The 11,895-nt window shown below is 69.8% G+C and carries 14 protein-coding genes; 10 read left to right on the top strand and 4 right to left on the bottom strand.

Going from position 1 to position 11,895, the window contains the following annotated elements:
• The first annotated feature begins 398 nt into the window (after nt 1-398).
• The 5 genes from RIF23_RS20350 to RIF23_RS20370 all read left to right on the top strand — a co-directional run bounded on the left by RIF23_RS20350 (nt 399) and on the right by RIF23_RS20370 (nt 5,590).
• Nucleotides 399-1,211 (top strand): maleylpyruvate isomerase family mycothiol-dependent enzyme, encoded by an 813-nt coding sequence (locus RIF23_RS20350; RefSeq protein ID WP_310914243.1) that lies wholly within the window; start codon nt 399-401, stop codon nt 1,209-1,211.
• Nucleotides 1,212-1,960: 749 nt separating this feature from the next.
• A complete protein-coding gene (locus RIF23_RS20355; protein WP_310914244.1) occupies nt 1,961-3,187 on the top strand; it encodes an MFS transporter in 1,227 nt (408 codons plus the stop codon).
• Nucleotides 3,188-3,196: 9 nt separating this feature from the next.
• The gene (locus RIF23_RS20360; protein WP_310914245.1) at nt 3,197-3,553 is read left to right on the top strand and encodes an ArsR/SmtB family transcription factor; all 357 of its coding nucleotides are present in this window, start codon (nt 3,197-3,199) and stop codon (nt 3,551-3,553) included.
• Nucleotides 3,554-3,734: 181 nt separating this feature from the next.
• Nucleotides 3,735-4,661, top strand: coding sequence for an FAS1-like dehydratase domain-containing protein (locus tag RIF23_RS20365; RefSeq protein WP_310914246.1), 927 nt, complete (start codon nt 3,735-3,737; stop codon nt 4,659-4,661).
• Between the two features lie 245 nt (nt 4,662-4,906).
• The gene (locus RIF23_RS20370) at nt 4,907-5,590 is read left to right on the top strand and encodes an HAD family hydrolase (protein WP_310914247.1); all 684 of its coding nucleotides are present in this window, start codon (nt 4,907-4,909) and stop codon (nt 5,588-5,590) included.
• Nucleotides 5,591-5,646: 56 nt separating this feature from the next.
• Here RIF23_RS20370 and RIF23_RS20375 read toward each other — a convergent pair whose 3' ends face one another.
• The gene (locus RIF23_RS20375; protein WP_310914248.1) at nt 5,647-5,853 is read right to left on the bottom strand and encodes a heavy-metal-associated domain-containing protein; all 207 of its coding nucleotides are present in this window, start codon (nt 5,851-5,853) and stop codon (nt 5,647-5,649) included.
• A gap of 156 nt (nt 5,854-6,009) precedes the next feature.
• Here RIF23_RS20375 and RIF23_RS20380 point away from each other — a divergent pair, with 156 nt between their 5' ends.
• The gene (locus tag RIF23_RS20380) at nt 6,010-6,261 is read left to right on the top strand and encodes a CDGSH iron-sulfur domain-containing protein (RefSeq protein ID WP_310914249.1); all 252 of its coding nucleotides are present in this window, start codon (nt 6,010-6,012) and stop codon (nt 6,259-6,261) included.
• Nucleotides 6,262-6,414: 153 nt separating this feature from the next.
• On the opposite strand, the gene serS is transcribed toward RIF23_RS20380, so the two are convergent.
• Nucleotides 6,415-7,677, bottom strand: coding sequence for a serine--tRNA ligase (gene serS, locus RIF23_RS20385; protein WP_310914250.1), 1,263 nt, complete (start codon nt 7,675-7,677; stop codon nt 6,415-6,417).
• A 341-nt stretch (nt 7,678-8,018) separates the two neighbouring features.
• On the opposite strand from serS, the gene RIF23_RS20390 reads away from it, so the two are divergent.
• From RIF23_RS20390 to RIF23_RS20405, 4 genes are all read left to right on the top strand, one after another.
• Nucleotides 8,019-8,216 (top strand): hypothetical protein, encoded by a 198-nt coding sequence (locus RIF23_RS20390; protein ID WP_310914251.1) that lies wholly within the window; start codon nt 8,019-8,021, stop codon nt 8,214-8,216.
• Between the two features lie 165 nt (nt 8,217-8,381).
• A complete protein-coding gene (locus tag RIF23_RS20395) occupies nt 8,382-8,618 on the top strand; it encodes a hypothetical protein (protein ID WP_310914252.1) in 237 nt (78 codons plus the stop codon).
• A gap of 9 nt (nt 8,619-8,627) precedes the next feature.
• Nucleotides 8,628-9,044: an MFS transporter gene (locus RIF23_RS20400; RefSeq protein ID WP_310914256.1), complete on the top strand. Its 417-nt coding sequence runs from the start codon at nt 8,628-8,630 to the stop codon at nt 9,042-9,044.
• A 6-nt stretch (nt 9,045-9,050) separates the two neighbouring features.
• Nucleotides 9,051-9,479 carry a hypothetical protein gene (locus RIF23_RS20405; protein ID WP_310914253.1) on the top strand — a complete coding sequence of 143 codons (429 nt, stop codon included), beginning with the start codon at nt 9,051-9,053 and terminating at the stop codon, nt 9,477-9,479.
• A gap of 482 nt (nt 9,480-9,961) precedes the next feature.
• Here the strand turns inward: RIF23_RS20405 and pheA are convergent, their stop codons facing one another.
• Nucleotides 9,962-10,909: a prephenate dehydratase gene (gene pheA / locus RIF23_RS20410; protein WP_310914254.1), complete on the bottom strand. Its 948-nt coding sequence runs from the start codon at nt 10,907-10,909 to the stop codon at nt 9,962-9,964.
• 59 nt (nt 10,910-10,968) lie between these two features.
• Nucleotides 10,969-11,631, bottom strand: a complete 663-nt coding sequence (locus RIF23_RS20415) for a DUF4446 family protein (protein WP_310914255.1) — start codon at nt 11,629-11,631, stop codon at nt 10,969-10,971.
• Nucleotides 11,632-11,895: the final 264 nt, after the last annotated feature.

Genomic DNA, 11,895 nt, shown 5'->3' on the forward strand with positions numbered 1-11,895 from the left:
GCCGAGACGGCGCGCGCCCCTAACCACGCACCGTCACCAGCACCCTCCCCAGCCCTCCGGCCCGGCACAACGCCCCCAGCACACCCCGCACCCGCGCCCCACCGACCGCTGGGCCGGAGAGTGCGCTCCCTCGGGTTGCGGGGGACCGCCCGCGGCCCACCGCCGCCCCCACCGCTGGCCGTCGTGCGGGGGAGCGCCCCCAGGGCGCGACGCCGCCGGCGGCCAACACGGCGCGCGCCCCTAACCACACACCGCCACCACATCCCCGGACGAACCGGGCGCGAGGACGTCTCCAACCGTCCGACGGGGACGTGAGCCAGGCGGAAACCCGTATGGACACGCCCACAGAGGATGCTCGATGCTGGGGTGGTCCGCGCCCGCGCCCCAGGAGTAGCTGTATGGTCGTCCCTTCCGGTTCCGCCGCCCCGGCAGTCCCACGTCCAGCCGTCGAGTATCTACCGCACCTGGACCGGGACACCACGGCCTTCGAGAAGCTCGTGCGGAACGGCGACCCGAACGCCTCCGTGCCCACCTGCCCGGAGTGGGACCTGTGGACCCTGGGGGTGCACCTCTACCAGGTCCACACGTGGGCGACGGCGATCGTGCGCAGTGGGGAGGTGGCCCAGCGGCCTGCCGCCCCCACCGTGCAGGACAGCGCCGCCCTCGCCGCCACCTACGCGCACAGCGCCGCCGGCCTCCTCGACACACTGCGGCAGACCGATCCAGACGCGCCATGCTGGACCTTCAACCGGCACCATCGCCAGGCCGGCTTCTGGTTCCGCCGACAGGCGTTGGAAACCGTGGTGCACCGGATCGACGCCGAATTGGCCAGCGGAATCCACCGGGAGCCGGATGCATGGGTGGCAGCGGACGGGGTTGATGAGGTACTCACGGTGATCCTGCCGCGGTTGGTGCGCAGTTCCGGGCAGGCACCGCCACTGCCGGCGTCCCTGCTGATCCACAGCACGGACACGGGGCACGCCTGGCGGTTGGACCCGCCACCGGAGGCGGACGACGGCGAGGCGACCGCCGCGCCGCAGGTGGCCGCGACGACCGAGGCCGACGATGCTGGGGCGGCGCGTGTCTCCGGCACGGCAGCGGACCTGTTGACCGTGCTGTGGAAGCGTCGACGGTTCGCCGACAGTGCTCTGCGCATCGAGGGGGACGACGTACTGGCGACCGCGTTCCTGCGGGCCGGGCTCACCACCTGACCGTGCACCCAACCGCGCGGCCGATGGCCACGGGGTGACGGCAGGGGCGCAGGGGTGGTGGTGCCGGTGGGGAGGTGGGAACCCGAGGGCCGGTGGTGCCGTGGCGGCGATGGTCGTTGTCGTCGATGGTCCGGGGCGGGAAGGATGCGGAGCGTCGCGCTTCGCTGGAAAAGGGGCGGGCGGAGCGGACCTCCGTTGCCATGATCCGTTGGTGACATCCTCGCCTTCGTGCGCCGTGGCGATTTCCGTCTCCTCAGGCTGGGTGCGCTGTGGCGCCGGGTGGGTTTCTGCTGCACCGTGTCGGAACAGATTGCGGTCGGAGCAGCGCTCCACGGGCGGTTGTGGTCAGTCCGGCCGCCGTGGCGACGGTGACCGCCGCGCGGGTGTCCCGCTCGAGGGCGGTTCCGCGCGTCGTGCTCGCATTGTGCGGATGTGGCGGGGGTTGGCGCCCTGCTTTCCTCCGCAGGGTGCGGAGGGTTCGGAGATGGGTTCGCGCCGGGCGGTGGTCCCGAGGGTTCGCCCGTGACCCGGTCGGTGAGCATGGTCACGGACTGTGCCCATCCGGCGTCGGGCACGGAGGTGGCCAACTTGGTGCGGGCGGGCCCGTTCGCCACGAGGTCGTCCACGGTGACCGTAGTGCTGCCGTTCGCCAGCGCCCATCCTGACAAATATGTGCGTATCTGCGCACATGTTTGCTATGTTTTTCGTGCTCGGAAGCAACACCGGACCGGCTGGAGGGTGTACCCGTCATGCTCGGGGTACTGCGCAATCGGACCTACCGGCACCTGTTCACCGCACAGGTGGTGGCGCTACTCGGGACGGGACTCGCCACCGTGGCCCTGGGGCTGCTGGCGCATGATCTCGCCGGAGCCGAAGCCGCCACCGTGCTGGGAACGGCGTTGACCATCAAGATGGTCGCCTACGTCGGTCTGGGGCCGGTCCTGACCGCGTTGGCCGCCCGACTGCCCCGCAGACCGCTCCTGATCTGCACCAACCTGATCCGCGGTGGAGTCGCGGTTTGTCTGCCCCTGGTGAGCGAGGTCTGGCAGGTCTATGTCCTCATCCTCGTATTACAGGCGAGCTCGGCGACGTTCACCCCCGTGTTCCAGGCGGTCATCCCGGAGGTGCTGCCGCGGGACCGGGACTACACGCGGGCCCTGTCCCTCTCCCGCCTCGCCTACGATCTCGAGAGTCTCCTCAGCCCGATGATGGCGGCCGCCCTGCTCACGGTGCTGACCTATCCGGGACTGTTCCTGGGCACTGCGCTGGGTTTCGCGGTTGCCGCCCTCCTCATTGGCACGGTCGTACTCCCACCCCGGGAGGTTGGGGCCCAGCAGCAGGGCCGGTGGGCCGCGATCACCGTTGGGGTACGCATGTTCGCCCGCTGGCCGGCGCTGCGCTCGCTCGCGGTGCTGAACCTGTCCGTGGCCGTGGCCACCGCACTGGTTCTGGTTACCACCGTGACCTACGTGCGGGAGGACCTCGGCGGTTCTGAAGCGGATGTGGCCGTGGCGCTGGGGGCCTTCGGCGCTGGATCGATGGTGGTGGCGCTCGCACTCCCCCGGGTGCTGGACAACCGGGAGCAGCGTCCCCTGTTCCTCGCCGCACCCCTGCTCCACACGGGCACGTTCGCGCTGCTCGCCACTGTCGTCAGCATGGTTGACGGCTGGTGGTGGCCCCTGCTGGGGGCGTGGCTCCTGTTGGGTGCCGGATGTTCCCTGGTGCTCACCCCTACCGCGCGACTGCTGCGCGACCATGCCGGTTCCGGGGAACTCCCGGCGCTGCTCGCGGCCCAGTTCTCCCTGTCCCACGCCGGGTTCCTCGTCACCTACCCCCTCGCCGGCTGGGCCGGAACCCACCTCGCGCCACAGACCGCCCTGGTCGGTTGCGCCGTCCTCACTGGTGGCTGCGCCGTGGCAGCCCGAGTCTTGTGGCGCATCCGGCAGGCAGAACCTGCGGACTTTGCTGCCGCATAGACTGCCCGTATGCCTCCCCGCGAGCCGGCGACCGTGAGCCTCCAGCATCCAGAGCCTCCCGACGCAGCACAGCTCGCCGTGGCCGCGGACGTGTTCCAACTGCTGTCCGACACCACGCGCCTGCACCTGCTGTGGACACTGGCACGCCAGGAGGCCGACGTCTCCCAGCTCACCGAGGCCTGCGGAGTGTCCCGCACCGCGGTGTCCCAACACCTGGCGAAGCTGCGGCTGGCCGGACTCGTCGAGTCCCGACGGGAGTCCCGGCACGCGATTTATCGCCTCCGCGACGGGCATCTGCGTCGCCTCGTGCTGGAAGCCCTCAACTTCGCGGACCACGTCGTCACCGGTGAGCCACCACACGAGTAGCGTACGCACGGGAAGTGGGCGGGCGTACTGTCGGGTCACGGATGCCCGCCGACCGCCGGCTACCGGGCCGGGCCACGGTGTGCCGGACCTCCGCAGCCGGCCGCACCTGGCGGAGCGGCGTCGGGTACCGTGCGGACGCGGGTCCTGTCCGTGTCGCACAGGAGCGAAGGAGCACATCCTCGTGGCCACTGCCCAAACCGGTTCGAACTCTCACCCCGCGCCCGGAAGCCCGCCTGCCCTGGCGGATGCCCTCACCGGCTGGGATCCCGCCCCGGTCCGTCGCAGCGAGGTGATTGCGGCCGAACCGGCCCAGGCCCTGGCCGGAGTCCTGGACCAGCCACCGCCGGTCCGGGAGGAGGGGGACGCGCTGCCCGCACTGTGGCACTGGCTACACTTCCTCGATCGTCCCGCCGAGTCCGAGTTGGGCGCGGACGGACACCCGAGCCAGGGACACTTCTATCCACCGATCGCCCGCAGGGTGCGGATGTTCGCCGGTGGCCGGATGACCGTGACCGCACCCGTGCGGGTGGGGGAGCACGTCACCCGGGACTCCCGGATCACCGACTGGCGGATCAAACAGGGGCGCCGTGGTGAGCTGCTGTTCGTGACGGTGGAACACCGGCTGAGTGTCGCCGGCGAGCCGCGGGTCGTGGAGGAACAGGACCTCGTGTACCGCCAGGCCGAGGAGGGGGATCCACCGCCCGCCGGGCCGAGCACGGGACACCCGCCGCCGGCCCAGGCCAACAGTAGTGAATTCTGGCTCACCCCCAGCTCCACCCTGCTGTTCCGGTTCAGTGCCCTGACCTACAACGCGCACCGCATCCACTACGACCACCCCTACGCCACCGGGGTGGAGGGCTATCCTGACCTGGTCGTGCACGGTCCCCTGCTCGCCTTGGCACTCCTCGAGCTGCCGCGTCGCGCCGGCCACGCCGTGCGGGCCTTCCGGTTCAGACTGCGCTCTCCCTGTTATGTTGGGCGCGCGGTTCTGCTGCGGCAGACTCCGGGCGGCGATGCGGGCACGGTCGAGCTCACCGCCCTGTCCGGGGCCGATGCGGCGGTGACGGCACAGGCCGAGATCCAGGCGTCGGATCGTGCACACAGGTAGGTAACCCAGGCCACGGCCGGTCGGGACGACCCGGGTGACATTGGGCGTGAGCTGCGCTGGTGTCGTCCGCGCCCCGGCGCCGGATCGCGCTGTGGCGAAGCTCACCCACTCCGAATGTCGGGAGCCGCGGGTACCGTCGAAAGTGACGATTCGGTCCTGCGCGCCCAGACGGGCCAGCGCGGGTCTTTCCCGGGCGGTTTCCTGTTCCCGCTTCACCACTGTCGTCGTTCGTACCGAGGAGTCCGATGACCACGCCACACGTCCTGACCCAGCTGCCAGCCCCCCGGGCGGTGCTGTGGGACCTGGACGGGACCCTCGTCGACTCGGAACCCCTGTGGACGGTCGCCTTGAACGACGTCGCCACCGAGCTGGGACGGCCGCTGAGCTCGGAGGCACGCTCCGAGATGACCGGCACCGACGGGCCGACCACCATGCGCATGCTGGCCGACTACACGGGTGTGCGGATGGCTGACGAGGAGCTGCTCGCGCTGCGCGACCGGGTGGAGCAGCACGTGCACACGCTCCTCATGGAACGCACGCCCGTCCTTCCGGGGGCGGAGGAGATCCTGCGGGCGCTGCGGCGTACGGGCACTCCGATGGCCCTCGTGACCTCCTCGCCCCAGGACATCGCCGAAATCGCGCTTACAGCTTTGGGGTCGGACCGGTTCGACGTTGTGGTCACCGCTGCGGATGTGCGCCATCGCAAGCCCGACCCGGAGCCCTACCTGTTGGCAGCGCGTCGACTCGAGGTGCCACCAACCGAGTCCTGGGCGGTGGAAGACTCCCCGAGCGGTGCGGACGCGGCGGAAACCGCCGGGTGCACGGTACTGCTGTCTCCGGGAGCCCTGCCCACGGCGCACGCCCCGGGGCGTGTCGCCCTCAGTTCCCTCACCGACATTCCAGTGCGCTCGGCCGCCACCTCGCAGTAGGCGACCGGCGCTGCACCCGGCACCCGCGTCCGGGAACAGCGCCGGTGTCGCGGGGCTCAGTCCCGCAGGGTGTAGCCCGCCTCAGCAACGGCGGCGCGCACCGCCGTATCGTCGACGGGTTCACTGCTGGTGACGGTGACCTGGCCGGTGGCGAGGTCGACGTCCACATTGGTCACCCCCGCGACGTCGCTCAGCTCCTCCTCTACCGAAGAGACGCAGTGCCCGCAGGTCATGCCCTCGACGGTATACGTGGCGGTTGCCATGAGAACTCCCATCTCCGTTCGGGCTGCGCGCCCGGATGTACTACCGTAGGACCACCCACACTATACCCCCCTATGGTATTGGGGAAAGGATGGCCAGTGGTGTCCCGGACCGGTACAACCGGACCGACAACTGACGACAACGAAGGTGAGGTAACTGTGTCCGAGACCTCCGGTGAGCGTCCGAGTACGGTCGTGAAGGCGATCGACAACGGTCCGTACCAGATCAAAGGCGACTTCGTGGTGGTCGATCGCGAAGGTCAGGAGTTTGACCTGGGGGGTCGCAGCACCGCGGTGCTGTGCCGCTGTGGCCGGTCAGCAAATAAACCCTTCTGCGACGGGAGCCACACGCGAGACCCCCAGTTCCAGGCAGACGAACGGGCTGAGGTGTGTACGCGCGTCGAGGAGTGACCAGCCCGTCCTTCCGCTGCCGCCGATCCGGCGGCAGCGGAAGGACGTCGACGGTCCACGCCGGTGCCCTCCGTGGACACCGAGGCGGGCCACACCCCGAGTTGATGGAAGCGCCGGATATCGACGCAGGCCACAGACGGTGTTTCGGTGAACTCAGCCGAGCGGCCGGAGTACCTCATGGCCGACGAACGGGCGCAGGGCCTCTGGAACGACGACCGAGCCGTCGGCCTGTTGGTGGTTTTCCAGGAGGGCGACGATCCACCGTGTGGTCGCGAGGGTGCCGTTCAGCGTCGCGGCGAAGCGAGGCTTGCCCTCGTCATCGCGATAGCGGACGTTCAGGCGCCGGGCCTGGAAGTCGGTGCAGTTGGAGGTGGAGGTGACCTCCCGATACTGGCCCTGGGTCGGGATCCAGGCCTCGCAGTCGTATTTGCGGGCCGCGCTGGTGCCCAGATCCGCCGCGGGGATATCCACAACCCGGTAGGGCAACTCCAGCTTGTCCAACATCGACCGCTCCCAGGACAGCAGGCGCAGGTGTTCCTCGTGCGCCTGGTCCGGGTGGGTGTAGACGAACATCTCCACCTTGTTGAACTGGTGGACGCGGATGATCCCACGCGTGTCCCGGCCGTAGGACCCGGCCTCCCGCCGGAAACAGGAGGACCAGCCGATGTAGCGGTGCGGTAGGGCCTGTGCGCTGAGGATCTCTCCGGAGTGGTATCCCGCCAGGGGAACCTCCGAGGTTCCGACCAGGTAGAGGTCGTCATCGGCGAGGTGGTACACTTCGGCGGAGTGCTCCCCCAGGAAACCGGTTCCGTCCATGATCTCGGGCTTCACCAGTACCGGGGGGATCATCGGGGTGAAGCCGGAGGCGAGGGCCTGCTGCATGGCGAGGTTCAACAGCCCCAGTTCCAGCTGGGCCCCGACCCCGGTGAGGAAGTAGAAGCGCGCGCCGGAGACCTTGGCGCCCCGATCCGTGTCGATAGCCCCCAGGAGCTCCCCGAGTTCCAGGTGGTCGCGGGGGGTGAAGTCGAGCTCTCGGGGCGTTCCGTGGTGCTCCAGGACGACCACGTCGTCCACACCGCCCTCGGGGGCGCCGTCCTCAACGAGGTTGGGGATCGTGGTCACGAGCTGCTCCACCTCGCTGCCGAGGCGTTCCGCCCGGGCTTCGGCCTCTTTGACCTCGGCCGACAGTGACTTCGCGCGGGCCAGAAGCTGGTCGCGTTCCGCACCTGTTGCGGCGGACACCGACTTCCCGACACTCTTCTGTTCGGCACGCAGCGACTCGAACTGGTTCAACGCCGCGCGTCGCTCTGCGTCCAGTTCCAGTAGCCGGTCCACCACGGACACGTCCTCCCCGCGGGCCCGCTGCGATTCGCGCAGGCGGTCCGGGGCTTCTCTCAACGCACGCAGGTCAATCACGTGTGCAGGTTACCGGGAACAGTCGTGGTGTCACACCTCGGATTCGTGGACTGGTCCCGGGTATGCCGCGGCCGGTTCACACCGGCCGAACCCCTGCCTGCGGAGAATTCCCCGAATTTTCGCCGCCATGTCGCGTCATAACCGGCCGGGGGCTCCGTCCTGGGAGTGAGGCCGGGTCCGAGGAGGGGGCGGACCCGGCCCGCGCGGGGGTCACGGCGTCGCCGGCCGTGACCCCCGCCGCGTGAACACCACGAACGACCAGGGGAGTCCGGATGTTCAACGAGCGGGGACGGGCGGGAGCCGCGACGGCCACCCGGACAGCACCGCAACGGGGATCGGCGGTGACGGTGTACAGCGCGGGCGTTTCCGCCCCGGGGGCGCGGGGACGGAAGCCCCTGGGTACCATGTCCCGCCCGGAACTGGTGGCGGTTCTGGACCAGGTCCGCGAACTCGAGGACGGGCCCCTCGAACTCGCGCTACGTCGCGAACTGGTGCGTCTGGACCGGGAACAGTGGATGTTCGAGGAACACACCTCCTGACCGAGGGCGATCCCAGCCGGTGGAGCGGTGGGGAGAAGGGGGTGTGCCACGTCGGCCTGGGCGGTCCGCACGCGTACTTGTTTTGAAGTTAACTTCAAGTTTTGGTCTCGTCGGGCAACGCCCGGACGGTCGACCGGCTGTCGCTCCCAACGTGATTGGCACCCCGTGACCGCACCCGCCCCACCTCGTGCAACCTGGCGGCAGTGGCTTGGCCTGGCGGTTCTGACCCTGCCAATGATGATGCTCGCCACGGACATCACCTCCCTGTTCCCGGCGATGCCCGCACTCTCCGGCGACCTCAGGCCCAGCAGCTCCCAGTTCCTGTGGGTGCTGCACATTTACGGCTTCCTGAACACGGGCTTTCTCATCACCATGGGGCGGCTCGGGGACCGCATCGGGTGACGCCGGCTGCTGGCGATCGGAGTCAGCCTGTTCGGTCTCGCCTCATTCGTGGCGGCCTTCTCCCCCAACCCCGAGACACTCATCGTGATGCGTGGACTCTTGGGTGCGGCCGGGGCCACCCTCATGCCCGCGTCGTACGCGATCATGCGCACCACGTTCCGGGACCGCAAGCAGCTCACGGTGGCGATCGCGGTGCAGATGAGCGCATTCACCGCCGGGATGGCGCTGGGAACCCCCATGGCTGGACTCCTGCTGGAGTTCTTCTGGTGGGGTGCGGTGTTCCTCGTCAATGTTCCCGTGGCCGCGCTGACCCTGACGATGGCACCGCTGCTGCCGGAGCCCCGCGACGAGACCGCGCGGCCGTTGGATCTGTGGAGTGTGGCGCTGTCCCTGGGCGGGATCATCGCGGTGATCTTCGGCCTCTAGGAGTTCGTGGAGCACGGGCCAGAACCTGCCTACCTGACCAGCCTGCTCGGCGGCGCCGCGGACCTGCCCGATCCGGCCGGAGCGCAGCTGCGGGAGGCGGCACACCTCGCATTCGGCTCCAGCCTGGAGACCGTAGTACCTCCTCAGCGCCGTTCTGGGCCTCGGGGTGGCGATCATGGCCGTGTGGGCGCTGCGGACACCACCAGCCCCGAGGACGCCCACGAGGAGCAACGGCATGCGGCCGCCGTCCCCCGCACCCCGGCCGACTCCGTGGTGCCCGAGGTATCCCCGGCCGGGCATGCGTCCACGGCAGGGCCTCCGAGTGCGGAGCCGGTCGGTGGGCCGCGGCCGGGTGTGGCCCAGCCGGCCCCGAACCCTCGGCTGTCGGCGACCGCCCGGACCGTGACCAGGAGTAGAACCCACCCCGAGGGGTGACGACCCCGCGCCGTCGCCCCTCATCGGGTTTCGGACTGGTGCCGGACCCGCCGCAGGCCCGAAACTGTCCGGGGGTGCCACTATCGTCACTGTCCGGCGATGCTGCAATGCCAGCGGCCCGGGGATAACGGTCAGGGGTGCACCATGCCCCACACGACCTGTTCCGGCACCGTCGCCGGAACGTCAACCAGCGAGATTCCAGTCCAGAAACCGACACCACCGAGGAGGCCGCATGGCCAGTCCGCCTTTCGGAAGTGTCGCGGCATACTGCTTCGACTGCCGCCGGTTCTTCGACGACAACAGTCCCGCGGCCTGCCGCGAGCACGCCGGGCATCGCACCACCTGACCCCACGACACAGCAGGGGCGCGCTGAGCGGGATCCCCGGCCCCTGCCGTAGATCGGTCGGTGCATCCGGCCGGTACCCACCCAGCCGCCGTGCCGCCACCGTGTGGTCACCCGGAGGGGTCCGATCCGCGGCGGGTCAGCTGACCCCGCCGGCGCGGATCCGCTCCAACCACTCCTGTGCCCGGTGAAAGTCGGTGTCGGTGGCGGTGCGGCGCGGCAGGAGCGTGGGAATCTCGACACTGGCGTCCCCCCGCGGATAGCTGCCGAGGAAGCGGACATCCCGGCAGCTGCGCCGGATGCCCATCAGGGCCTCCCCGAGCCGCGACTCGACCACGTGTCCCTCCGCGTCGATAACGAAGCAGTAGTTGCCCAGGCGGTCGCCGGTGGGACGGGACTCCAGACGTGTCAGGTTCACGTCCCGCACGGAGAACTGGTTCAGCAGCTCGGCCAGTGCCCCCGGGTGGTCGTCGGCCAGGAATGCGGCCAAGGAGGTTCGGTCATGGCCGGTCGGCTCGGGCAGTGGCCCCGGTGGTGAGAGGAGAACAAACCTGGTGGCTGCCGCACTCCGGTCCCCGATATCGGTGGCCAGCTCCCGCAGGCCATACCGTTCCCCCGCGATCGGTGCACTGATGGCCGCGTCGTACCCCGATCCGGGCTCGGCCACGATCTGGGCCGCGGCTGCGGTGGATGCCGCCGGAAGCGTCTGCGCCTGGGGCAGGGTGCGCCCCAGCCAGCCGCGACACTGCGCCTGGGCGTGCGGATGTGTCACGACGTGTTTCACGTCGGCCAGGTGCGTCCCCTCCCGAGCGACCAGACTGAACCGGACGTCCAGTGTCACCTCCCCGGTGATCAGCAGCGGGTCGCCGTTCAGGAGTTCGGCGGTGGTGGCGGTGACTCCGCCCTCCACCGAGTTCTCCAGCGGCACGACGCCCACTGCGGCGGCGCCGCTGCGTACGGCCTCGAAGACCGCCTCCACCCCGTCACACGCGAGCCGCTGCTCCGAGGTCAGATCGGGGCGCAGCACGTACAGGGCAGCGTCGGTAAAGGTGCCCTCGGGGCCGAGGAAGGCGGCGGGACTGGACATACCCCGCAGGATAGTCGGAGGTCACCGCCTCGCGTGTTGCACTTGTCCGCGATGGTGAGTCAGGAGTTGCGGGAGGGGCGCCCGGAGCTGCCACTGATCTGGACCGTGATTTCCGGGGCGTCGCCGAGCTCCTCCGCGTCGCTGTCCGTGGGGGTGTCGGTTCCCGGTGGGGTGGTGGGTGACTCGGCGACCCCGGGCGGGGGCCGGTGGCCCAGTCCCTGACCGAGCCGCGCCTGGCGCACGGCGCGGTACTCCTCGGGTGACAGCTGCTCCTCTCCCTGGCCGTTGGCCACCACCTTGGCGTAGGTACGGGTCTCGCTGCGCCCGTTGATCGAGGTGAGGACGAATCCATCCCCGTTGGCGTTCAACAGTGCCATGGAGAAGGAGCGAGCACCCGACATCTCCGCCAGGGCGTTGTAGCGAACCAGGGCCACGTCGCGGATCGCGTGGATGTCCACACCTCCGGAGTCGGGAAGCAGCCGTTGCATCATGGCCCGACTGTCCTCGGTAGCGCGCTGGACTCGGAGGAACGCGAGACCACCGAGAACCAGACCGCCCAGTCCGAGCAGTAGTGCGAATACGGGTAGTGCGTTCAGTGTCGTCGTCAGCACACTGCGAGAGTAGTAGCTGCGGTCCGGTTTCGTGTGGATGCTTCGCGTGATTCGCGGTGTCGACTCCCGTTCCGGCCCCGGCCGGTCGAAGTCCGGGGCGGAACGGGACACACCCCCAGCACCGGGCTCCTCTGCCCGGTGGCCTGTGGCGTGTGGGGGAGAGCACGGCGCCCCGGCGTGGATGTGCCCTCGGCGGCATGCGGACCATCCTGGCCCTCCACCGCTCGCGGGGAGGGGCGAGGGTGCGGTTTTCGTCGGTCCGTGTGCGTCGTGTTGGCCGCCGGCGGCGTCGCGCCCTGGGGGCGCTCCCCCGCACGACGGCCAGCGGGGTGTGGGGGCGGTGGCCGTGGGGGCGGCGTGGTCCTCGGCGCGACG

The organism is Lipingzhangella rawalii (assembly GCF_031628175.1).
Lineage (GTDB): Bacteria > Actinomycetota > Actinomycetes > Streptosporangiales > Streptosporangiaceae > Lipingzhangella_A > Lipingzhangella_A rawalii.

Excerpts from the sequence above, each read along its gene's own strand:
- RIF23_RS20350 (WP_310914243.1), top strand. The coding sequence starts at position 399 with ATGGTCGTCCCTTCCGGTTCCGCCGCCCCGGCAGTCCCACGTCCAGCC.
- RIF23_RS20355 (WP_310914244.1), top strand. The coding sequence starts at position 1,961 with ATGCTCGGGGTACTGCGCAATCGGACCTACCGGCACCTGTTCACCGCA.
- RIF23_RS20360 (WP_310914245.1), top strand. The coding sequence starts at position 3,197 with ATGCCTCCCCGCGAGCCGGCGACCGTGAGCCTCCAGCATCCAGAGCCT.
- RIF23_RS20370 (WP_310914247.1), top strand. The coding sequence starts at position 4,907 with ATGACCACGCCACACGTCCTGACCCAGCTGCCAGCCCCCCGGGCGGTG.
- RIF23_RS20375 (WP_310914248.1), bottom strand. The coding sequence starts at position 5,853 with ATGGCAACCGCCACGTATACCGTCGAGGGCATGACCTGCGGGCACTGC.
- pheA (WP_310914254.1), bottom strand. The coding sequence starts at position 10,909 with ATGTCCAGTCCCGCCGCCTTCCTCGGCCCCGAGGGCACCTTTACCGAC.